The following is a 20,552-nucleotide window of genomic DNA, read 5'->3' on the forward strand; positions in this document are numbered from 1 at the left end:
TCAGCCAGCACCCGCGTGCCCCTGTCAACATCGTGGCCGGGATCCGAACCCTTGACCACCGGGTCCCGGCCGCACAGGATCACGCCATGACAGGTGTACGCAGCTCCACAGTCGACGGCGTCGTGACGCGCAGCGCCCGGCGCACTCCCGAGCGCACCGCCGTGCGGTACGCCGAGCGGTCCTGGACCTATCGGGCGCTCGACACCGCGGTCAGCACCGCGGCGGCCGTCCTCCGCGACGGACACGGCCTGCACCCCGGCGACCGGGTCGCCTCCTACGCGCACAACTCCGACGCGTACCTGATCGCGTACCTCGCCTGCGCCCGCGCCGGCCTCGTCCATGTGCCGGTCAATCAGAACCTCACCGGCGACGACCTGACGTACATCCTGCAGCAGTCGGGCAGCGCCCTCGTCCTTACCGATCCGGACCTTGCCGACCGGATCCCGGCCGGTTTCGCCGTACGTCCGCTGCGCGACGCTCCGCACTCCCTCCTCGGTGAACTCGCCACCCCGCGCCCGTTCACCGCCGAGCGCGAACCGGCAGCCGGCGACCTGGTGCAGCTGCTCTACACATCGGGCACCACCGCGCTCCCCAAGGGCGCGATGATGACGCACGGCGCCCTCGTCCACGAGTACGTCAGCGCGATCACCGCCCTCGATCTGCGCCCCACCGACCGGCCCGTCCATTCGCTGCCGCTGTACCACTCCGCGCAGATGCATGTGTTCCTGCTGCCGTACCTCGCGGTCGGCGCGGAGAACACCATCCTCGACGCGCCCGAAGCGGGCCGGATCTTCGACCTCGTCGAGGCCGGGCAGGCGGACAGTCTGTTCGCCCCGCCGACCGTCTGGATCGGTCTCGCCAACCACCCGGAGTTCGCCACCCGCGACCTCGGCGGGCTGCGCAAGGCGTACTACGGGGCGTCGATCATGCCGGTTCCGGTGCTGGAACGGCTCCGTGAGCGATTGCCCGCGCTCGCCTTCTACAACTGCTTCGGGCAGAGCGAGATCGGCCCGCTCGCCACCGTCCTCGGGCCCGACGAGCACGAGGGCCGGATGGACTCCTGCGGCCGGCCGGTGCTCTTCGTCGAGGCGCGAGTCGTCGACGAGCACGGCAAGGAGGTCCCCGACGGGACGGCGGGCGAGATCGTCTACCGCTCCCCGCAGCTGTGCGAGGGCTACTGGGACAAGCCGGAGGAGACCGCCGAGGCGTTCCGCGACGGCTGGTTCCACTCCGGCGATCTGGCGGTCCGGGACCCGGAGGGCTTCTTCACCGTCGTCGACCGGGTGAAGGACGTCATCAACTCCGGTGGTGTCCTCGTCGCCTCCCGCCAGGTCGAGGATGCCCTCTACACCCACCCCGCCGTCGCGGAGGCAGCCGTCGTCGGGCTGCCCGACGAGCGCTGGATCGAGGCCGTCACCGCCGTCGTGGTCCTGCGCGCGGACGTCACGGAACAGCAGCTGCTCGACCACGTGCGGGAACGGCTCGCCCACTTCAAGGCGCCGAAGAGGGTCCTCTTCGTGGACGAGCTGCCGCGCAACGCCAGCGGGAAGATCCTCAAGCGCGAGCTCAGGGACCGGTTCGCGCTCCCTGGGTGACAGCGCGCCGCGGCCGATGTCGACGACGGGCCCCGACACCGCGGCGGCCTGGGCAGAGGCCAGGAACACCGCGGTGTTCGTCGCGTCCGCCGGGGGCGAACGGCGCCGCTCCCCGGCGGCTCGACGACCGGCGCTCAGCGCCCGCCGCGCTCGTCCACGATCCGCTTGAACTTGCCGACCGACCGTTCCAGCGTCTCGGGGTCGACGATCTCGACCCCCACCGACACCCCGATGCCCTTCTTGACGGCCGTCGCGATCGCGAGCGCGGCCGCCGCCCGCTGGGCCGGCGTCGATTCCGCCCGCGCCTCCGCCCGCACCGTCAGCGCGTCGAGCCGGCCCTCGCGGGTCAGCCGGAGCTGGAAGTGCGGCGCCACCCCAGGCGTACGCAGCACGATCTCCTCGATCTGGGTCGGGAAGAGATTCACCCCGCGCAGGATCACCAGGTCGTCGCTGCGCCCGGTGACCTTCTCCATCCGCCGGAAGACCCTGGCCGTACCGGGCAGCAGCCGGGTCAGATCCCGGGTCCGGTAGCGGATCACCGGCATGGCCTCCTTGGTGAGCGAGGTGAAGACGAGCTCACCCTCCTCGCCCTCCGGCAGCACCTCACCGGTCAGCGGGTCGACGACCTCCGGATAGAAATGGTCCTCCCAGATGTGCAGTCCGTCCTTCGTCTCGACGCACTCCTGGGCGACACCCGGGCCGATCACCTCCGACAGGCCGTAGATGTCGACCGCGTCGATGGCGAACCGCTCCTCGATCTCCCGGCGCATCTCCTGCGTCCACGGCTCGGCGCCGAATATCCCGACCTTCAGCGATGTCGTACGCGGATCGACGCCCTGCCGCTCGAACTCGTCGAGAAGCGTGAGCATGTACGACGGCGTGATCATGATGATCTCCGGCCGGAAGTCCTGGATCAGCTGCACCTGACGGGCAGTCATGCCGCCGGACGCGGGGATGACTGTGCAGCCGAGCCGCTCCGCTCCGTAGTGTGCCCCGAGACCGCCGGTGAACAGGCCGTATCCATATGCCACATGGACCTTCTGCCCCGGGCGGCCGCCCGCTGCCCGGATCGAGCGGGCGACCACATCCGCCCAGGTGTCGAGATCCGCCTGGGTGTAGCCGACGACGGTGGGGCGGCCCGTGGTCCCGCTGGACGCATGGATGCGCCGTACCTGGTCCTCCGGCACCGCGAACATGCCGAACGGATAGTTGTCCCGCAGATCGGTCTTCGTCGTGAACGGGAAGCGGGCAAGGTCGGCGAGGCTGCGGCAGTCGTCCGGGCGCAGCCCCGCCGCGTCGAACGCCGCACGGTAGAAGCCGACGTGGTCGTACGCATGGTGAAGTGTGGCGCGCAGACGTTCCAGCTGCAGCGCCTCCAGCTCCTTGCGGTCGAGCCGTTCCGCCGCGTCCAGCAGAGCCGTCATCCCGATCTCCCTCGTCCCGAGCAGACGACCGATCATTCGGTCGATCGTACGGGAGCAGTAATTCAGGATGATCCGCAGCCTGGCAAGGGGGGGTGGCACAATCGTGCGCGCCGGAGCCGAACCGCGGCGCCGATTCGCTCACACCGAACACCGGTGCAGCCCGGCGCGGTGCCTGTTTGGATGACGTGCATGCCCTTCTTTCACACGTATGACGGGACCGAGCTCACCTACCACCTCCAGGGTGAGGGCGAGCCACTGATCTGTGTGCCCGGTGGGCCGATGCGGGCCGCCGTCTACCTCGGTGACCTGGGCGGACTCTCCGCCTACCGGCAGCTGGTGCTGCTCGATCTGCGAGGGACGGGCGACTCGGCGGTGCCCGACGACCCCGCGACGTACCGCTGCGATCGCCTCGTCGACGACGTCGAGGCGCTGCGCGTGCACCTGGGCCTGGAGCGCATCGATCTGATGGGCCACTCCGCGTCCGGCAACCTGGTCGAGCTCTACGCCGCCCGGTATCCGCAGCGGCTGCGCTCGCTCACGCTCGTCACCCCGGGAGCCCGGGCCGTCGGAGTGGAGATGACCGACCGGGACCGGACCGACGCCTTCGCGCTGCGCAGCGGTGAACCCTGGTACGAGGCCGGAGTTTCCGCACTGAAGGAGATCCAGGCAGGCCACGGCGGGAGCGAGCAGTGGGCGGCGGTCGAGCCGTTCGCCTACGGACGGTGGGACGCCGCAGCCCGGACGCACGCGGCCGGGCAAGCGACACAGCGCAATGCCCGGGCGATGGCCGTCTACTACCAGGACGGCGCCTTCGACACGGCGGCCACGGTTGCCGCACTGCACAACCTGCCGGTCCCGGTGCTCGTCCTCGCGGGGGAGTACGACGCAGGACCGACCCCCGACCGCGCCGCCGAACTGGCCGCGCTCTTTCCGCAGGCCGAGTTCGCCGTGCAGCGCGGTGCCGCACACTTCCCGTGGCTCGACGGCCCCGGCGCGTTCGTCCGTACCGTCCGTGCGTTCCTCGACCCCGAGGTGCACAGCGTCCAGGCCTGCGGCATACGGCTCGCGTATCGCGTCTGGGGCGATCCGTCCGCCCCACCCGTCGTCCTCGCCCATGGACGGGGCGGCAACAGCCGGGACTGGACGGAGATCGCTGAACAACTCGCCGCCGACCACCGGGTGTACGCACTCGACTTCCGCGGCCACGGCCTCAGCGACTGGACCGGCCGCTACTCCTTCGAGCTGTTCCGCGACGATCTGCACGCCTTCATGGAGGCCCGCAATCTGGCCGGCGCCACCGTCGTCGGGCACTCGATGGGCGGCGCCGCCGCCTATCTCCTCGCCGAACAGGAACCCGGGCTGATCGGCAGACTCGTCGTCGAGGAAGCCCCGACGCTCATCCCGCTCGACCCGCCCCGTCCACCTGCCGAACGCCCGGACGAGGAACTCGACTTCGACTGGCCCGTCGTCCCGTCGATCGACGCCCAGCTCAACGACCCCGATCCGACGGGCCGTGAGCGCCTCGGCGACATCACCGCCCCGACACTCGTCATCGGCGGGGGACCGGGCAGCCACCTCCCACAGGAGCAACTCGCCCGGATGGCACAGCAGATCCGCGACTGCCGGTTCGTCACCATCGACGCCGGACATCTCGTCCACGCCGCCCGGCCCGCCGAATTCCTGGCGGCGCTGCGGTCGTTCGGCATGGACTGAGACGGCGGCGACGGGTCCCGACGGACTCCGGGGGGTCAGCCGCGGCTGAGCAGAGTGGCCAGCACCTCGTGCAGGGTCGCCTCCGGGTCGGGTACGGAACCGGCCGACCGCCAAGCCACGAAGCCGTCGGGGCGCACCAGCACCGCGCCCTCGGCGGTCGTACCGTGGGCCTCGGCCCAGTCCGCCCCGTTCTCCGGCTCCAGATCGGATCCGGAGCCGATACCGAAGGCGTCGAGCCGCACCGACAGCCGGTCGGCGACGCGCACGGCCGCACGACGCCACGCCACATCCGAGCCGTCGAAGAGCAGCACGAACGAACGCTCGTACAGATCCAGTGTGGACTTGCGCTCACCGGACTGACGGACCCACAGATGCGGGGCCCGGGAGCCGGGATCACCCGTCAGCTGCAATCCGCGCGGTACCACGGGCTGCTCGGGGTCGGCGCCCACCACGGCGCCACGGACATAGCGGTAGCCCAGCGCCACGGGCAGCAGGCCGCCCTGCTTCCCGCCGCCCGCGCCGGGAGGCGGGGCATAGCCGGGGTGGCTGTGTTCCGCGGAACGGGCGGAGGCCCGCTCGCTCGTCGCCCGGGCCACCGGCAGCCGCTCCGCCTCGTACGTGTCCAGCAGTCCCGGACCGGCCTCGCCACGCAGCACGGCGGCGAGCTTCCAGGCGAGGTTGTGCGCGTCCTGGATACCGGTGTTGGAGCCGAACGCCCCGGTGGGGGACATCTCGTGGGCCGAGTCGCCGGCGAGGAACACCCGGCCGGAGCCGTACCGGTCGGCGACGCGCTCCGCGGCGTGCCACGGGGCCTTGCCGGTGATCTCCACATCGATGTCCGGGGCGCCCGTCGCCCGGCGGATGTGGTCCGCGCACCGCTCGTCGGTGAAGTCCTCGAGGGTCTCGCCCTGTTCGGGCTTCCACGGTGCGTGGAACACCCAGTCCTGCTCGTTGTCCACGGGCAACAGCGCGCCGTCCGCCGCCGGGTTGGTGAGGTAGCACACGATGAACCGCCGGTCGCCCAGTACGTCGGCGAGCTTCTTGGACCGGAAGGTGATGCTGACGTTGTGGAACAGGTCGCCGGGGCCCGACCGGCCGATCCGCAGCTGCTCCCTGATCGGACTGCGCGGTCCGTCGGCCGCGATGAGGTAGTCGGCGCGGACGGTGGTGTGCTCACCGGTCTCCCGGTTCTTCAGCACTGCGTCCACCGTTGACCCGTTCGAGTCGAAACTCAGCAGCTCGGTGGAGAACCTCAGGTCACTGCCCTGCTCACGCGCCTGGGCCAGCAGCACCGGCTCCAGATCGTTCTGGCTGCACAGGCACCAGCCGCTCGGGCTGAACCGGGCGAGTCCGCCGCCCGGGTCGATCTCCTTGAACAGCCACTCCTGGTCGTCGCCGGTCAGCGAGCCCGCCTGCAGGATGCCATGGTTGTCCGCGAGGACCGAGGCTGCCTCCCGGATCCGCTGCTCCACCCCCGCCGTGCGGAACACCTCCATGGTCCGGACGTTGTTGCCGCGCCCCCGCGGATGTGTAGAGGTGGCCGCGTGCTTCTCGACCAGCAGATGCTCGATGCCGAGCCTGCCGAGGAAGAGCGATGCGGACAGGCCCACCAGCGAGCCTCCCACGATGAGGACTGGTACGCGGTGGTCGACGTTCTCGTTCATCAGTTGCTCCCGCTAGGACGCTGTGCAGATGCACTGTCCATGCCCTTGTGAGAGCCGTTCGGACGGCAGCCGGAGCCCTGCTCACCTGAACGGTTCATAAATCTCGCGTCAGCCGGACCAGCGTTTCACGATCGGTCACGGAGAGATGCCCGCGGTCCGGGGGCGGACCGTACACATCCGCCGGGAGAAGCCCCGCTCCGATTCCACTCGACAACCGACGGCCGGCCGACCGATACGGCCACCGCACCGTCTCGAAGGAGAGCGCAACCATGACCACCCTCTCGGAACGGATCTCGCAGTCCGCCTTCGACGGCTCCAGGCTGCGGATCGTTCTGCTGCTCGATCTGCACGACGGAGCCCAGAAGCAATTCCTGGAGGCGTATGAGGACATGCGCAACCAAGTGGCATCCGTCCCCGGACACATCAGCGACCAGCTGTGCCAGTCGATCGAGAACCCCTCCCAATGGCTCATCACCAGCGAATGGGAGAGCGCGCCGCCCTTCCTCGCCTGGGTCAACAGCGAGGAACACGTCAAGACGGTCCAGCCCCTGCACAGCTGCGTACGCGACACCCGCTCGCTGCGCTACAGCATCCTGCGCGAGACCGGCAGCGCCTTCGACGCACTGCCGGAGTCCGCCAAGGGCGGCCTGCAGGCCTCGCCGCGGCTGGGTGACGGTGTGGTCCGTCACGCGCTGACGTTCACCGTCAGGCCGGGCACCGAGGAGATCGTCGCCAAGATCCTCGCCGACTACGACTCGCCGCAGGCCCGGGTCGACGAGCACACCCGGCTGCGCCGCACCTCGCTGTTCATGCACGGCAACCGCGTCGTACGGGCGGTGGAGGTCGAGGGAGACCTCCTCGCGGCGCTGCGTCACGTCTCCCGGCAGCCCGAGGTCAGAGCCGTCGAGGAAGCCATCAACCCGTACCTGGAGCAGGACCGGGACCTCACCGATCCCAACTCGGCCCGGATGTTCTTCACCCGGGCGGCGCTCCCCACGGTCCACCACGTGACGAGGGGTCGGCACAACCCCAACGAGATCCGCCGGCACGCGCTCTTCTACCAGGCCAAGGAGGGCTGCGGCATGGCGCTCGCCCGGCTCCTCGCCGGCTACGACGAAGAGGCCGCCGACGACACGACGAGCCCGATCGACAGCAGCACCATCTTCCAGCGCGACGACATCGTCGTCCGGCTCCTCGAAGCCGTCGGCCCGCTCGACGCCCAGGCCGCCCAGGCGGTCGGTGTCGACGGACCCGGCAAGGTGGCCAGACTCGGACGCCTCCTCGACGAGGACGCCAACGCCGTCCCCACGAACGACCGGGAGATCTCCCGCTTCATCACGCATGCCGAGATGAAGCTGATCACCGATCGGCGGGCCGCGGAGTCCTGAACCGCGCGTCAGCACCTGGGGGGTTCTCGCTCAACCCGTCACCATCACGCGCACTGCGCCAGGAGGAAAGCAGTCATGACCACGCACCGGCCACGCATCGTGGACCTCAGTGAGACCCAGCCCAACCGCAGGCGCGGAGGCGATCTGCGCGCCATGCTCACGCCGACAGCGGTGGGCGCCACCAGCGGCTTCATGGGGCTGGCGATCGTGCAGCCCGGCGACCGCATCGGAGAGCACTACCACCCGTACTCCGAGGAGTTCGTGTACGTCGTGAACGGTCTTCTGGAGGTGGACCTGGACGGTGAACCGCATGCCCTGCGGCCCGACCAGGGTCTGCTGATCCCTCCGCATGTACGCCACCGCTTCCGCAACGTGGGCGATGTGGAAGCGCGCATGGTCTTCCATCTCGGCCCGCTCGCCCCGCGCCCCGAGCTCGGCCACGTCGACACCGAGCACACCGAGCACACCGAGACAGCGGACCGGGCCGCGCCGCCAGAACGAGCCGAGGCCGCTTCATGACGCGGCGCGTGGCGGTCACCGGGGTCGGCGTCGTCGCCCCGGGCGGAATCGGCGCTCCGGCCTTCTGGGACCTCCTCGCGAACGGGCGCACCGCGACACGGGGCATCACCCTCTTCGATCCGGCCGGGTTCCGCTCCCGGATCGCCGCCGAATGCGACTTCGACCCGGCGGAGCACGGCCTCGGCGAGGAGGAGATCGCACGCGCGGACCGGTACGTCCAGTTCGCGCTGGTCGCCGCCCGGGAAGCGCTCGGCGACGCGGGGCTCGACCTGGAGAAGGTGGATCCCTGGCAGATCGGTGTCTCGCTCGGCACGGCAGTCGGGGGGACCACCCGACTGGAGCACGACTACGTCGCCGTCAGCGGCAGCGGCGCCCGCTGGGACGTCGACCACCGCCCGGCCGGCCGGCACCTGGAGCGGGCCTTCTCGCCCAGCTCCCTGGCCTCGGCGGTCGCCGAGGAGGTCGGCGCGCACGGTCCGGTGCAGACCGTTTCGACGGGCTGCACCTCCGGTCTCGACGCGATCGGGTACGCCTTCCAGTCCATCGAGGAGGGCCGAGTGGACGTGTGCATCGCCGGCGCTTCCGACTCGCCGATCACCCCCATCACGGTGGCCTGCTTCGACGCGATCAAGGCGACCTCGGCGAACAACAGCGACCCGGAGCACGCCTCCCGGCCGTTCGACGCCCGCCGGGACGGCTTCGTCATGGGCGAGGGCGGAGCTGTGCTTGTCCTGGAGGAGCTGGAACACGCCCGCGCCCGCGGCGCGACCGTCTACTGCGAGATCGCCGGCTACTCCACCTTCGGCAACGCCTACCACATGACCGGGCTGACTCCCGAGGGGCTGGAGATGGCCGAAGCCATCAATCAGGCCCTCGGTCACGCCCGGATAGACGGTTCGGAGATCGACTACGTCAACGCACACGGCTCCGGCACCAAGCAGAACGACCGCCACGAGACGGCGGCGGTGAAACGGGCCCTGGGCGCGCACGCCTACGACGTGCCCATGAGCTCCATCAAGTCCATGGTCGGTCACTCACTCGGAGCCATCGGTGCCATCGAGATCGCCGCCTGCGTCCTCGCGCTGGTCAACCAGACAGTGCCGCCGACGGCGAACTACGAGACCCCCGACCCCGAATGCGACCTCGACTACGTGCCGCGTACCGCACGTCCCACGAAGCTGCGCAGTGTCCTCTCGGTCGGCAGCGGCTTCGGGGGTTTCCAGTCCGCAGTGGCTCTGACCAGAACAGGCGGGAGGACACGATGAATGTCCGAGAGGCCCGGCGCACCGTCGTCACGGGCATTGGTGTCGTCGCCCCCAACGGCACGACCACGGAATCGTTCTGGAAGATGACGCTGGAAGGGGTGAACGTCCTCGACCGCGTCACCCGCGAAGGCTGCGAACATCTGCCGCTGCGGGTCGCCGGCGAGGTCCGGGGCTTCGACCCGGTGGCGCTGGTGGAAGAACGTTACCTCGTACAGACCGACCGATTCACGCATTTCGCGATGGCCGCGGCGGATCTCGCGCTCGACGACGCCCGGCTCGGCCGGGCCGACTACGAGAACACCCCGTTCGGCGTGGGGGTGGTGACCGCCGCCGGGTCGGGCGGCGGCGAGTTCGGCCAGCGCGAACTGCAACGGCTGTGGGGTCAGGGGTCCAAGTACGTCGGCCCCTACCAGTCCATCGCCTGGTTCTACGCCGCCAGCACCGGCCAGATCTCCATCCGGGGCGGCTTCAAGGGGCCGTGCGCCGTCGTCGCCAGCGACGAGGCGGGGGGCCTGGACGCGCTGGCGCACGCCGCCCGGACCATCCGCCGCGGCGCAGACGCGGTGGTCGTCGGCGCGGCCGAGGCCCCCCTGGCCCCGTACTCCGTCGTCTGCCAGCTCGGGTACGACGACCTGAGTGTCTGCGACGACCCCGCACGGGCGTACCGCCCCTTCACCGCCGACGCCTGCGGCTTCGTGCCGGCCGAGGGCGGCGCCATGCTCGTCGTCGAGGAAGAGGGAGCGGTACTGCGCCGCGGGGCGAAGGTCCGGGCCGAACTGGCCGGCCATGCGGCGACGTTCACCGGGGCGTCCCGGTGGGCGGAGTCCCGGGAGGGTCTGTCCCGGGCGATCAGCCGTGCGCTCCGGGAGGCCGACTGCGCGCCGGAGGAGATCGACGTGGTCTTCGCGGACGCGCTCGGCGTACCCGCGGCCGACCGCGCCGAGGCGCTGGCCATCGCCGACGCGCTCGGCGCGCACGGCAGGCGGGTACCGGTCACGGCGCCCAAGAGCGGGATCGGCAGGGCCTACTGCGGAGCGCCGGTGCTGGACGTGGCTGCCGCAGTGCTGGCCATGGAGGACGGTCTGATACCGCCCACCCCCAATGTGGTCGACGTGTGCCACGACCTCGACGTGGTCACCGGCCGGGCGCGCCCCGCCGAGTTGCGGACGGCGCTCGTGCTGAGTCGCGGCCTCATGGGTTCGAACGCCGCGCTTGTGCTGCGGCACCCCACCGACACCCACGCGTGAGAAGGAGAAGCCCCTCATGACCAATCCACTGACGTACCAGGAGCTGGCCGCGCTGATGAAGAAGGGCGCGGGAGTCACCGTCGACCCGAGCGAGATGGAGAGTCGGCCCGCGTCCGGCTTCGACGAGTTCGGCCTGGACTCGCTCGGCCTCCTCGGCATCGTGGGTGTGCTGGAGAACCGGCACGGCCAGGCGCTCCCCGCCGACGCGGACCGCTGCAAGACCCCCCGTGAATTCCTCGACCTGGTCAACAACACCCTTGTGACAGGAGCCTGAAGTGTCCGGACACACCGAGAACGAGATCACCATCGCCGCCCCCCTGGACCTGGTCTGGGACGTGACGAACGACCTCGAGAACTGGCCGCGGCTGTTCAGCGAGTACGCGTCCGTCGAGGTCCTCGAGCGGGACGGCGAGAGGACGAAGTTCCGGCTGACCATGCATCCCGACGAGAACGACAAGGTCTGGAGCTGGGTCTCGGAGCGCACCACCGACCGCGCCGCGCGGACGGTCGTCGCCCGCCGGGTCGAGCCCGGCCCCTTCCAGCACATGAACATCCGCTGGGTGTACTCGGAGGTCCCCGGCGGCACGAAGCTGCACTGGGAGCAGGACTTCGCGATGCGGCCCGACGCACCCGTCGACGACGCGTGGATGACCGACAACATCAACCGCAACTCCCGCGTCCAGATGGAACTCATCCGGGACAAGATCGAGCAGCGCGACCGTGAGCGGCGCACCGCCCCGGTCAGCGCCCGCTGACGTCCCGGCCGTCCACCCCGCCGCCCGGCGGGTACCAGAAAGGCATCCTCTCGATGCACCATGCTCTGATCGTCGCCCGTATGGCGCCGGATTCGGCGCCGGACATTGCCGAACTGTTCGCCGCCTCGGACGGCAGTGAACTGCCGCACCTCGTCGGCGTCACCCGGCGCAAGCTGTTCCAGTTCGGTGACGTGTACCTGCATCTGATCGAGTCCGACCGCCCGCCCGGCCCGGAGATCGCCAAGGTGCACCAGCACCCGGAGTTCCAGGATCTCAGCGACAAGCTCACTGCTTTCATCAGCCCGTACGACCCGAAGACCTGGCGTGGTCCGAAGGACGCGATGGCGCACGAGTTCTACCGGTGGGAGCGGGACTCCACCGCCTGAGCAGGAAAGAGCGATTGCCCCGGGTCCGGCTCGAGAGCCGGACCCGGGGCGATTCCACGGCCCGAAGTCGCCACGGTCCGAGGAGCGAACGGGTCAGGCGGGGACGACGCATTCGAATGCGTGCAGATACGCATTGACCGGACTGATGTCGCCGACGATCAGGCCGGCCTCCGCCATCCGGCTCATCAGACTCTCCCTGGTGTGCTTCGCCCCGCCGACATTGAGGAGCAGCAGCAGATCCATGGCCGTGGTGAACCGCATCGACGGCGTGTCGTCGACCAGGTTCTCGATGATCACGACCCGGGCACCCGGACGGGCGGCCGTCATCACATTGCGCAGCGTCCTGCGAGTGCTCTCGTCGTCCCATTCCAGGATGTTCTTGATGATGTAGAGATCGGCCTGGACGGGGATCTCCTCGCGGCAGTCCCCGGCGACGATGCGGGTCCGCCCGGCGAGCGGACCACCGTCCCGAAGCCGGGCGTCGGCCCGCGCCACCACGCCCGGCAGATCCATCAGCGTGCCGCGGACGGACGGGTGCTTCTCCAGCAGGCTGGCTAGCACGTGTCCCTGACCGCCGCCGATGTCGGCCACCTCGGACACCTCGGCGAGGTCGAGGAGTTCGGCGACGTCGAGCGCGGACTGCATGCTGGAGGTGGTCATGGCCCGGTTGAAGACCTGGGCCGACTCGTGCGCGTCCTGGTGCAGATAGTCGAAGAACCCCTTTCCGAACACCTCGGGGAAGACGCTCCCGCCGGTGCGCACCGCGTCGTCCAGGCGGGGCCAGACCTCCCAGGTCCAGGGCTCGGTGCACCACAGGGAGATGTACCGCAGGCTGTTCGGATCGTCCTCGCGCAACAGCCGGGACATGTCGGTGTGGACGAACTTGCCGTCCTCGGTCTCGGCGAAGATCCCGTAGCAGGACAGGGCGCGCAGCAGACGCTTCAGCGGCATCGGCTCGACGCTCAGCTCCGCCGCGAGCTCCTCCGCCCCGGCGGGCGTCTCTCCGAGCGCGTCGGCGACGCCCAGCCGGGCCGCCGCGCGCACGGCGGCGGCGCAGGCCGCGCCGAAGACGATCTCACGCAGCCGCATCCCCGGATGCGGGGTGAGGGGAGTGGTGGTGATGGGGGTGGTGCTCACGGTGGTCATACCGTCTCGCTTCTCCTCGTGCGGGGGAACATGGGTCAGCACATTCCGGTCGGTGCGGACGTCGCGCATACGTTGCGGGCGAAGCTGTTGCGCTGTGCGGTTTCCTGGTTGGCCAGGTCCGCGGGCCGGTTGCCCATCGCCCGGTTGTCGCTGATGGTGTTGCCGGTGTTGTGAGCGCCCACAAAGCTCTTGAACAGCACGATCCCGCCGGAGAGCGGTGTGGCGCCCACGTTGTTCTCGACGGTGTTCTTGCGCACATCGGTGTCCACGGTGCCGGTGAGGATGATCCCGGACCCCTGGATTGCGGGCAGTCGCTCGGTCTTGACGCAGTACTTGTTGTTCTTGGTGACCCGGTTGTCGTGGATGGACATCGCCCCGGCCTGCGGCTTGCCCTCGTCGCCCACGACGAAGACACCGCTGCAGTTGCCGGTGAAGGTGTTGTCGTGGACCGAGAGGTTGCGGACCCGGCGGACGGTGAGGCCGATCCGGTTGTCCGTCAGCGTGTTTCCCCGGACCTTGGTGCCGCGGGTGTCGGTCGCGCCGCCCTCCTCGTCCACGGTGTTCGCGACGAAGATGCCGGCGTCGCCGTTGGAGCGGGCGGTGTTGTCCCGGATGTCGGAGCGGGTGGACCGCTCCTGGGCGATGCCCCAGATGCCGTTGGACCGGGCCGTCACCTGCCGGACCGACAGTCCGTCGGTCCAGGAGGCCCAGACTCCGTTCTTCTTGAATCCGGAGACGGTCAGCGAGCGGATGCGTACACCGTCGACGGGCTTTTTTGACGTGCCCTGGACGCAGATGCCGTTGCCGGCCTTCGCGCAGGCGTTGGCTGCCTTGGTCCCGGTCGCGCTCGGCATGAGCACGGTCCCGGACGGGGCACCGCGCAGGGTCAGGTCTGCCTTCTTGATGAGGACACTCTCGTGATACGTGCCGGGCCGGATGTCGATGGTGTCACCCGGCCGGGCGGCATCCACCGCGGCCTGGATCGACTGGTCCGAACGCACCACGCGCACGACCGGGGAATCCACGGAACGGGAGGCAGCCGCGGTACAGGCCGGCACAGCGGCGCCCACGGCGCCGGCCGCCACGACAAGGCACAGGAGCTGTTTGGTGTGACGTTTCTTCATGAGCCGAAACTATGGGCGAACACTCCCCGATGCCACGCAGGGTGAGCGGTTGGACACATCACGTGCCTGAATGGCTTACGCCGGAACAACCGCTGCGCGCAAGTGGTGGACGCGCGGCGGCGCACTCGGGTGAGATTGCAAGGGTCGGTGCCTGTCCTCGCACCCGGGTCGGGCCGGGGTACGAGGAGGTGCGTTCAGGCATGCGGTCCGCGGCCGGGCGCGACGATCGAGCGGGCCCACCGGTAGTCGGCCTTGCCGCTGGGCGAGCGCTGGATCCGTGGGGCGATCACCAGCTGCCGGGGGATCTTGTATCCGGCGAGACGGGTCCGGCAGTGCGCCTGGACCTCGTCGAGCGAAGGTTCGGCCGCTCCCTCCCGCAGTTGCACCACTGCCGCGACGTGGTTTCCCCACCGTTCGTCGGGCACCCCGGCGACCAGCGCGTCGTACACGTCCGGATGGGACTTGAGCGCCTGTTCGACCTCCTCCGGGTACACCTTCTCGCCCCCGGTGTTGATGCACTGCGAGCCGCGGCCGAGGACCGTGACGATGCCGTCCGCGTCGACGGTGGCCATGTCGCCGAGCAGCACCCATCGCTCCCCGCCCTTGTGGAAGAACGTCTCCGCGGTCTTGCGGGGGTCGTTGTAGTAGCCGAGCGGCACGTGGCCGCGCTGGGCGATCCGGCCCGGCTCGCCCGGCGCCACCGGTTCGTACGTCGCCGGGTCGACGACCGCCGTACGGGAGTTGACCTGGATGCGGAACCCGTTCTCCGGCCCCGAGTCGGCCGTAGCGGTGCCGTTGAAGCCGGACTCCGACGAGCCGAAGTTGTTGAGCAGCATCACGGTGGGCACCAGCGACTGGAACTCCGCGCGCACCGAGTCGGACATGATCGCGCCCGAGCTGGAGACGGAGAACAGTGCCGAACAGTCGGTGCCCTTCAGTGGCCCCCTCAGCGCATCGATCAGCGGTCGCAGCATCGCGTCCCCGACCAGCGACACGCTGGTGACCTTCTCCTTCTCGATCGTACGGAGCACCTCCTCGGGGACGAACTTGCGGTGGACGACGACCCGCTGCCCGAAGTTGAACCCGATGAACGCGGTCAGCGTCGAAGTTCCGTGCATCAGTGGGGGAGTGGGGAAGAAGGTGATGCCCTCGCCGCCCGCGGCGACCCGCTCGGCCAGCTCCTGCGGGGTTTTCACCGGGTCGCCGGTCGGCGCGCCGCCGCCGAGACCGGAGAAGAAGAGGTCCTCCTGGCGCCACATCACGCCCTTGGGCATGCCCGTGGTGCCACCGGTGTAGATGATGAACTGGTCGTCGGCCGATCGGGGCGCGAAGCCGCGCCCGGAATCGCCGGCCGCCTCGGCGTCGGCGAACGCCACGGCATCCGGACCCGGGGCGCCCGCCGCCGGCGCACCGACTCGTACGAGATGGCGGAGCCCGGGCGCTTTCGGCGCGGCGGCCGCGACCCGCTCGTCGAACTCGGCGTCGAAGACCAGGGCCGCCAGATCCGCGTCCCGGTAGAGATAGACCAACTCGTCTTCCACATACCGATAGTTGACGTTGACCGGGACGATGCGTGCCTTGAGACAGGCCAGTACGGTCTGGAGGTACTCGATGCCGTTGTAGAGGTGGAGCCCGAGGTGCTCGCCGGGAGCCAGACCTGCGTCGATCAGATGGTGGGCGATCCGGTTGGCGGCGCCGTCCAGCTCCGCGTAGGTGAGCCGCCGCTCGGCACCCGTACCGGGATGGTCGAGATACACGAGCGCCTCGCGATCCGGGACCGCGTCGACGACCGACTCGAACAGGTCGGCAAGGTTGTACTCCACCGTTCCTCCTGACCCCGGATGCTGAGTGGTCCGGCGGTCATTAGAGCGCCGACCGGCACAACTGGGAAGAGGCGCCGCCGAAGAAATCTGACTGACTGTCAGAAAACTATTGAACTGGGCTCCCACCTACTGCAACCTGTTCTAGATCTGGAGACGGGAGGCAGGCAATGGGTGGTACGGAACACCTCACCGTGCAGCGCGAAGGCGCCACACTGGTGCTCACCCTGAACAGGCCGGAGGCGAAGAACGCGCTCTCGCTGCCGATGCTGGTCGGGCTGTACGACGGCTGGCTGGCCGCGGACGAGGACGACGGAATCCGCTCCGTCGTCCTCACCGGCGCAGGGGGTTCCTTCTGCGCGGGCATGGACCTCAAGGCCCTCGCGGGCAAAGGGATGGAGGGAGAGCAGTACCGGGACCGGATGACGGCCGACCCCGATCTGCATTGGAAGGCGATGCTGCGCCATCACCGCCCCCGCAAGCCGGTCATCGCCGCCGTCGAGGGGTACTGCGTGGCGGGCGGAACCGAGATCCTGCAGGGCACCGATATCCGTATCGCCGGTGCGAGCGCCACCTTCGGGCTCTTCGAGGTCAAGCGGGGACTGTTCCCCATCGGCGGCTCGACGGTACGGCTGCCGCGCCAGATCGCCCGCACCCATGCCCTCGAAATGCTCCTCACCGGACGCCCGTACAGCGCCGACGAAGCGGCCCGCATCGGGCTGATCGGCAGAGTCGTCCCCGACGGCACCGCACTGGAACAGGCCCTCGACGTCGCCGAGCGGATCAATGCCTGCGGCCCGCTGGCCGTCGAGGCCGTCAAGGCCTCCGTGTACGAGACCGCCGAAATGACCGAGACCGAGGGGCTCGCCGCCGAGCTGAAGCGCGGCTGGCCGGTATTCGAGACCGCCGACGCCAAGGAAGGCGCCCGCGCCTTCGCCGAGAAGCGCCCGCCCGTCTACCGGCGCGCCTGAGTCAAGGAGACAACCGTGCCCGACGTCCTCAGCGCACCACTGGTGGTCGAGTTCCCCTTCACCCGCTCCCTCGGTCCGGTCCAGAGCGCCTTCCTGACCGGGCTGCGCGAACGAACCGTGCTCGGCGTGCGGACCGGCGACGGAAAGGTCCTGGTCCCGCCCGTCGAGTACGACCCCGTCACCGCCGAGGAGCTGCACGAACTGACCGAGGTCGCCACCACCGGCACCGTCACCACCTGGGCCTGGAACCCGGCCCCGCGCCGCGACCAGCCCCTGGCCACCCCGTTCGCCTGGGTGCTGGTCGAGCTGGACGGGGCCGACACCGCCCTGCTCCATGTCCTCGACGCACCGGGACCCGAAGCCGTGCACACCGGCATGCGGGTCCGGATCCGCTGGGCCCCGCAGCGGACCGGTGCCATCACGGACATCGCCTGCTTCGAACCGTACGAGGGCGAGGCAACGGGCGAAAGCACCCCGCACAGCGGCGAGTTCGCCGACCCTGTCACCGGCATCGTCACGCCGGCCCGCCTCGACTACACGTACAGCCCCGGCCGTGCCCAGAGCGCGTACCTCAACGCCCTCTCCGAGCAGCGCACCGTCGGCGAGCGCTGCCCGTCCTGCCGCAAGGTGTACGTCCCGCCCCGCGGCGCCTGCCCCACCTGTGGTGTAGCCACCGCCGAACAGGTCGAGGTCGGCCCGCGCGGCACCGTCACCACGTACTGCATCGTCAACATCAAGGCGAAGAACCTCGACATCGAGGTCCCGTACGTCTACGCCCACATCGCCCTCGACGGCGCCGACCTCGCCCTGCACGGACGGATCGGCGGCATCCCGTACGACCAGGTGCGGATGGGCCTGCGGGTCGAGCCCGTCTGGACCGAGGGCGGCCGCCACCCCGACCACTACCGGCCCACCGGAGAGCCGGACGCCGACTACGACGCGTACAAGGAGCTGCTCTAGATGCGAGACGTAGCGATCGTCGCCTTCGCGCAGACGGACCATCTTCGGCGCACCGACGAACTCTCCGAGGTCGAAATGCTCATGCCGGTCCTGCATCAGGTCCTTGACGCGACCGGCCTCAGGGCGCGCGACATCGGCTTCACCTGCTCGGGATCCAGCGACTACCTCGCCGGCCGCGCCTTCTCCTTCACCATGGCCCTCGACGGCGTCGGCGCCCACCCGCCGATCTCCGAGTCCCATGTGGAGATGGACGGTGCCTGGGCGCTGTACGAGGCATGGGTGAAACTCCGGACCGGCGAGGCCGACACCGCCCTCGTCTACGCCTACGGGAAGTCCTCGCCCGGTGAGCTGCGCGACGTCCTCACCCGCCAGCTCGACCCGTACTACGTCGGCCCGCTCTGGCCCGACTCCGTGGCACTCGCCGCACTCCAGGCCCAGGCGCTCATCGACGCGGGCGAAGCCGACGAGGCCGCCCTCGCCTCGATCGCCGCCCGCAACCGCACCGCCGCCGTGGACAACCCGCACGCACAGCTCGCGGGCTCCGTCCCGGCCGGCGACTATGTCGTCCGGCCGTTGCGTACCGGCGACTGCCCGCCGGTCGGCGACGGCGCCGCAGCCGTGGTCCTCGCCGCCGGTGACACCGCGCGCTCTCTGTGCACCCGCCCGGCCTGGATCCGCGGCATCGACCACCGCATCGAGGCCCACAGCCTCGGAGTGCGGGAGCTGACCGAATCGCCGTCGGCCCGGCTCGCCGCCGAACGGGCCGGGGCCTTCGAACGGCCCGTCGACACAGCGGAGTTGCATGCCCCGTTCACCTCCCAGGAGGTCGTGCTGCGCAAGGCGCTCGGGCTCGATGACAGTGTCCGCGTCAACCCGTCCGGCGGTGCGCTCGCCGCCAACCCCGTCATGGCCGCCGGACTGATCCGGCTCGGCGAGGCCGCGGCCCGTATCCACCGGGGCGAGTCCGACCGGGCGCTCGCCCATGCCACATCAGGGCCCTGTCTGCAGCAGAATCTGGTCGCCGTCCTCGAAGGGGAGACCACCCATGTCTAAGGAGCCCGTGGCCGTCGTCGGCATCGGCCAGACCAAGCATGTCTCCGCCCGCCGGGACGTCTCCCTCGCCGGTCTCGTCCGCGAAGCAGCCGTACGCGCGCTGGAGGACGCCGCCCTGACCTGGGCGGACATCGACGCCGTCGTCATCGGCAAGGCACCCGACTTCTTCGAGGGCCTGATGATGCCGGAGCTCTATCTCGCCGACGCCCTCGGCGCGGTCGGCAAACCGATGCTCCGCGTGCACACCGCGGGCTCGGTCGGTGGTTCCACCGCGCTCGTCGCCGCCGGTCTCGTTGCCGCGCGGGTGCACCGCACCGTGCTCACCCTGGCCTTCGAGAAGCAGTCCGAGTCCAACGCCATGTGGGGTCTGTCGCTGCCCATCCCGTTCCAGCAGCCGCTGCTCGCGGGCGCGGGCGGCTTCTTCGCCCCGCACGTGCGCGCGTACATGCGCCGCACCGGGGCGCCCGACACGGTCGGTTCCCTCGTCGCCTACAAGGACCGGCGCAACGCGCTCAAGAACCCGTACGCGCACATCCACGACCCGGACATCACCCTGGAGAAGGTCCAGGCCGCACCGATGCTCTGGGACCCGATCCGCTACTCCGAGACCTGCCCGTCCTCGGACGGCGCGTGCGCGATGATCCTCACCGACCGGACGGGCGCCGGCCGTTCGCCGCACCCGCCCGCCTGGGTGCACGGCGGCGCGATGCGCAGTGAACCGACCCTGTTCGCCGGCAAGGACTTCGTCTCGCCGCAGGCGGGCAAGGACTGTGCGGCCGATGTGTACCGGCAGGCCGGGATCACCGACCCGCGCCGGGAGATCGACGCCGTGGAGATGTACGTCCCGTTCTCCTGGTACGAGCCGATGTGGCTGGAGAATCTCGGCTTCGCAGCCGAGGGGGAGGGCTGGAAGCTCACCGAATCCGGGGTCACCGAACTCGACGGCGACCTGCCGGTGAATCCCTCGGGCGGCGTGCTCTCCACCAACCCCATCGGCGCGTCCGGCATGATCCGCTTCGCCGAAGCGGCCCTGCAGGTACGCGGACAGGCGGGCGAACACCAGGTGCCGGGCGCCCGCAAGGCGCTCGGCCACGCGTACGGCGGCGGGGCGCAGTTCTTCTCCATGTGGTTGGTCGGAGCCGAGCCTCCTCGTACCTGAGGCGAGCGTCGTCCCGGGCCGGCCGAGCAAGCCTTGGCCGCGGCCTGTCCGGGACCGCCCGCGGTGGCTAGGCTTTGGCCGGGACGACTAGTGGGAGGAGCCGACGTGGCGGAGAGCACCACCACCCAGCAGACCTTTGCCGGCTGGGACAAGCCGGACCTCGACCTCAGCAACGCCGACTGGCAGTCGGGCACACAGGGTGCCGGGGATGTCCAGATCGCCTTCGTCGAGGGATTCATCGCGATGCGCAACGCCGGTAAGCCCGGCAGCCCTTCGCTGATTTTCACCCCGGCCGAATGGCGGGCCTTCGTGGTCAACGCCCGCGACGGCGAGTTCGACCTCACCTGACGGCGCGGCCCGCGT

The 20,552-nt window shown here is 70.0% G+C and carries 19 protein-coding genes; 14 read left to right on the forward strand and 5 right to left on the reverse strand.

Annotated features, from left to right (window positions below; all coding sequences use genetic code 11):
• Positions 1-86 precede the first annotated feature (86 nt).
• A complete protein-coding gene (locus tag OHA88_RS40235; RefSeq protein ID WP_328629180.1) occupies positions 87-1,595 on the forward strand; it encodes an acyl-CoA synthetase in 1,509 nt (502 codons plus the stop codon).
• A gap of 134 nt (positions 1,596-1,729) precedes the next feature.
• Here the strand turns inward: OHA88_RS40235 and paaK are convergent, their stop codons facing one another.
• Positions 1,730-3,019, reverse strand: coding sequence for a phenylacetate--CoA ligase PaaK (gene paaK / locus OHA88_RS40240; RefSeq protein WP_328629918.1), 1,290 nt, complete (start codon positions 3,017-3,019; stop codon positions 1,730-1,732).
• A 189-nt stretch (positions 3,020-3,208) separates the two neighbouring features.
• On the opposite strand from paaK, the gene OHA88_RS40245 reads away from it, so the two are divergent.
• Positions 3,209-4,732: an alpha/beta fold hydrolase gene (locus OHA88_RS40245; protein WP_328629181.1), complete on the forward strand. Its 1,524-nt coding sequence runs from the start codon at positions 3,209-3,211 to the stop codon at positions 4,730-4,732.
• Positions 4,733-4,767: 35 nt separating this feature from the next.
• Here OHA88_RS40245 and OHA88_RS40250 read toward each other — a convergent pair whose 3' ends face one another.
• Positions 4,768-6,396: an FAD-dependent oxidoreductase gene (locus OHA88_RS40250; RefSeq protein ID WP_328629182.1), complete on the reverse strand. Its 1,629-nt coding sequence runs from the start codon at positions 6,394-6,396 to the stop codon at positions 4,768-4,770.
• A 269-nt stretch (positions 6,397-6,665) separates the two neighbouring features.
• Here OHA88_RS40250 and OHA88_RS40255 point away from each other — a divergent pair, with 269 nt between their 5' ends.
• The 7 genes from OHA88_RS40255 to OHA88_RS40285 all read left to right on the forward strand — a co-directional run bounded on the left by OHA88_RS40255 (position 6,666) and on the right by OHA88_RS40285 (position 11,956).
• Complete coding sequence (locus tag OHA88_RS40255) at positions 6,666-7,784, forward strand: SchA/CurD-like domain-containing protein (RefSeq protein WP_328629183.1); 1,119 nt, start codon at positions 6,666-6,668, stop codon at positions 7,782-7,784.
• 75 nt (positions 7,785-7,859) lie between these two features.
• Positions 7,860-8,303, forward strand: coding sequence for a cupin domain-containing protein (locus OHA88_RS40260; protein ID WP_326816464.1), 444 nt, complete (start codon positions 7,860-7,862; stop codon positions 8,301-8,303).
• Positions 8,300-9,568, forward strand: a complete 1,269-nt coding sequence (locus OHA88_RS40265; RefSeq protein WP_328629184.1) for a beta-ketoacyl-[acyl-carrier-protein] synthase family protein — start codon at positions 8,300-8,302, stop codon at positions 9,566-9,568. Before OHA88_RS40260 ends, OHA88_RS40265 begins: the two co-directional genes overlap by 4 nt.
• On the forward strand, positions 9,565-10,815 hold the full coding sequence (locus OHA88_RS40270; RefSeq protein WP_328629185.1) for a ketosynthase chain-length factor: 1,251 nt from the start codon (positions 9,565-9,567) through the stop codon (positions 10,813-10,815). Before OHA88_RS40265 ends, OHA88_RS40270 begins: the two co-directional genes overlap by 4 nt.
• A gap of 16 nt (positions 10,816-10,831) precedes the next feature.
• Positions 10,832-11,089: an acyl carrier protein gene (locus OHA88_RS40275; RefSeq protein ID WP_267007028.1), complete on the forward strand. Its 258-nt coding sequence runs from the start codon at positions 10,832-10,834 to the stop codon at positions 11,087-11,089.
• A 1-nt stretch (position 11,090) separates the two neighbouring features.
• The gene (locus OHA88_RS40280) at positions 11,091-11,570 is read left to right on the forward strand and encodes an SRPBCC family protein (protein ID WP_267007029.1); all 480 of its coding nucleotides are present in this window, start codon (positions 11,091-11,093) and stop codon (positions 11,568-11,570) included.
• 53 nt (positions 11,571-11,623) lie between these two features.
• Positions 11,624-11,956, forward strand: a complete 333-nt coding sequence (locus tag OHA88_RS40285) for a TcmI family type II polyketide cyclase (RefSeq protein ID WP_030928982.1) — start codon at positions 11,624-11,626, stop codon at positions 11,954-11,956.
• Positions 11,957-12,049: 93 nt separating this feature from the next.
• Here OHA88_RS40285 and OHA88_RS40290 read toward each other — a convergent pair whose 3' ends face one another.
• The 3 genes from OHA88_RS40290 to OHA88_RS40300 all read right to left on the reverse strand — a co-directional run bounded on the left by OHA88_RS40290 (position 12,050) and on the right by OHA88_RS40300 (position 16,049).
• Positions 12,050-13,102 carry a methyltransferase gene (locus OHA88_RS40290; protein WP_328629186.1) on the reverse strand — a complete coding sequence of 351 codons (1,053 nt, stop codon included), beginning with the start codon at positions 13,100-13,102 and terminating at the stop codon, positions 12,050-12,052.
• Between the two features lie 35 nt (positions 13,103-13,137).
• Positions 13,138-14,226: a right-handed parallel beta-helix repeat-containing protein gene (locus OHA88_RS40295; RefSeq protein ID WP_328629187.1), complete on the reverse strand. Its 1,089-nt coding sequence runs from the start codon at positions 14,224-14,226 to the stop codon at positions 13,138-13,140.
• Positions 14,227-14,420: 194 nt separating this feature from the next.
• Positions 14,421-16,049 (reverse strand): acyl-CoA synthetase, encoded by a 1,629-nt coding sequence (locus OHA88_RS40300; protein ID WP_328629188.1) that lies wholly within the window; start codon positions 16,047-16,049, stop codon positions 14,421-14,423.
• 167 nt (positions 16,050-16,216) lie between these two features.
• Here OHA88_RS40300 and OHA88_RS40305 point away from each other — a divergent pair, with 167 nt between their 5' ends.
• The 5 genes from OHA88_RS40305 (at position 16,217) to OHA88_RS40325 (ending at position 20,537) form a co-directional block, all read left to right on the forward strand.
• The gene (locus OHA88_RS40305; protein ID WP_328629189.1) at positions 16,217-17,017 is read left to right on the forward strand and encodes a crotonase/enoyl-CoA hydratase family protein; all 801 of its coding nucleotides are present in this window, start codon (positions 16,217-16,219) and stop codon (positions 17,015-17,017) included.
• 15 nt (positions 17,018-17,032) lie between these two features.
• Entirely contained in the window at positions 17,033-17,977 is a 945-nt protein-coding gene (locus OHA88_RS40310) for a Zn-ribbon domain-containing OB-fold protein (protein WP_328629190.1), read from the forward strand.
• The gene (locus OHA88_RS40315) at positions 17,978-19,030 is read left to right on the forward strand and encodes a thiolase domain-containing protein (RefSeq protein ID WP_328629191.1); all 1,053 of its coding nucleotides are present in this window, start codon (positions 17,978-17,980) and stop codon (positions 19,028-19,030) included.
• Positions 19,023-20,189 (forward strand): thiolase domain-containing protein, encoded by a 1,167-nt coding sequence (locus OHA88_RS40320; protein ID WP_328629192.1) that lies wholly within the window; start codon positions 19,023-19,025, stop codon positions 20,187-20,189. The genes OHA88_RS40315 and OHA88_RS40320 overlap by 8 nt, the downstream gene beginning before the upstream one ends.
• Before the next feature lie 105 nt (positions 20,190-20,294).
• Positions 20,295-20,537: a DUF397 domain-containing protein gene (locus OHA88_RS40325; RefSeq protein WP_267007038.1), complete on the forward strand. Its 243-nt coding sequence runs from the start codon at positions 20,295-20,297 to the stop codon at positions 20,535-20,537.
• Positions 20,538-20,552: the final 15 nt, after the last annotated feature.

It is taken from the genome of Streptomyces sp. NBC_00353, from assembly GCF_036108815.1.
GTDB lineage: Bacteria > Actinomycetota > Actinomycetes > Streptomycetales > Streptomycetaceae > Streptomyces.

Coding starts and splice junctions, on each gene's coding strand:
- OHA88_RS40235 (WP_328629180.1), top strand. CDS start 87: ATGACAGGTGTACGCAGCTCCACAGTCGACGGCGTCGTGACGCGCAGC.
- paaK (WP_328629918.1), bottom strand. CDS start 3,019: ATGACGGCTCTGCTGGACGCGGCGGAACGGCTCGACCGCAAGGAGCTG.
- OHA88_RS40245 (WP_328629181.1), top strand. CDS start 3,209: ATGCCCTTCTTTCACACGTATGACGGGACCGAGCTCACCTACCACCTC.
- OHA88_RS40250 (WP_328629182.1), bottom strand. CDS start 6,396: ATGAACGAGAACGTCGACCACCGCGTACCAGTCCTCATCGTGGGAGGC.
- OHA88_RS40255 (WP_328629183.1), top strand. CDS start 6,666: ATGACCACCCTCTCGGAACGGATCTCGCAGTCCGCCTTCGACGGCTCC.
- OHA88_RS40260 (WP_326816464.1), top strand. CDS start 7,860: ATGACCACGCACCGGCCACGCATCGTGGACCTCAGTGAGACCCAGCCC.
- OHA88_RS40265 (WP_328629184.1), top strand. CDS start 8,300: ATGACGCGGCGCGTGGCGGTCACCGGGGTCGGCGTCGTCGCCCCGGGC.
- OHA88_RS40270 (WP_328629185.1), top strand. CDS start 9,565: ATGAATGTCCGAGAGGCCCGGCGCACCGTCGTCACGGGCATTGGTGTC.
- OHA88_RS40275 (WP_267007028.1), top strand. CDS start 10,832: ATGACCAATCCACTGACGTACCAGGAGCTGGCCGCGCTGATGAAGAAG.
- OHA88_RS40285 (WP_030928982.1), top strand. CDS start 11,624: ATGCACCATGCTCTGATCGTCGCCCGTATGGCGCCGGATTCGGCGCCG.
- OHA88_RS40290 (WP_328629186.1), bottom strand. CDS start 13,102: ATGACCACCGTGAGCACCACCCCCATCACCACCACTCCCCTCACCCCG.
- OHA88_RS40295 (WP_328629187.1), bottom strand. CDS start 14,226: ATGAAGAAACGTCACACCAAACAGCTCCTGTGCCTTGTCGTGGCGGCC.
- OHA88_RS40305 (WP_328629189.1), top strand. CDS start 16,217: ATGGGTGGTACGGAACACCTCACCGTGCAGCGCGAAGGCGCCACACTG.
- OHA88_RS40315 (WP_328629191.1), top strand. CDS start 17,978: ATGCGAGACGTAGCGATCGTCGCCTTCGCGCAGACGGACCATCTTCGG.
- OHA88_RS40320 (WP_328629192.1), top strand. CDS start 19,023: ATGTCTAAGGAGCCCGTGGCCGTCGTCGGCATCGGCCAGACCAAGCAT.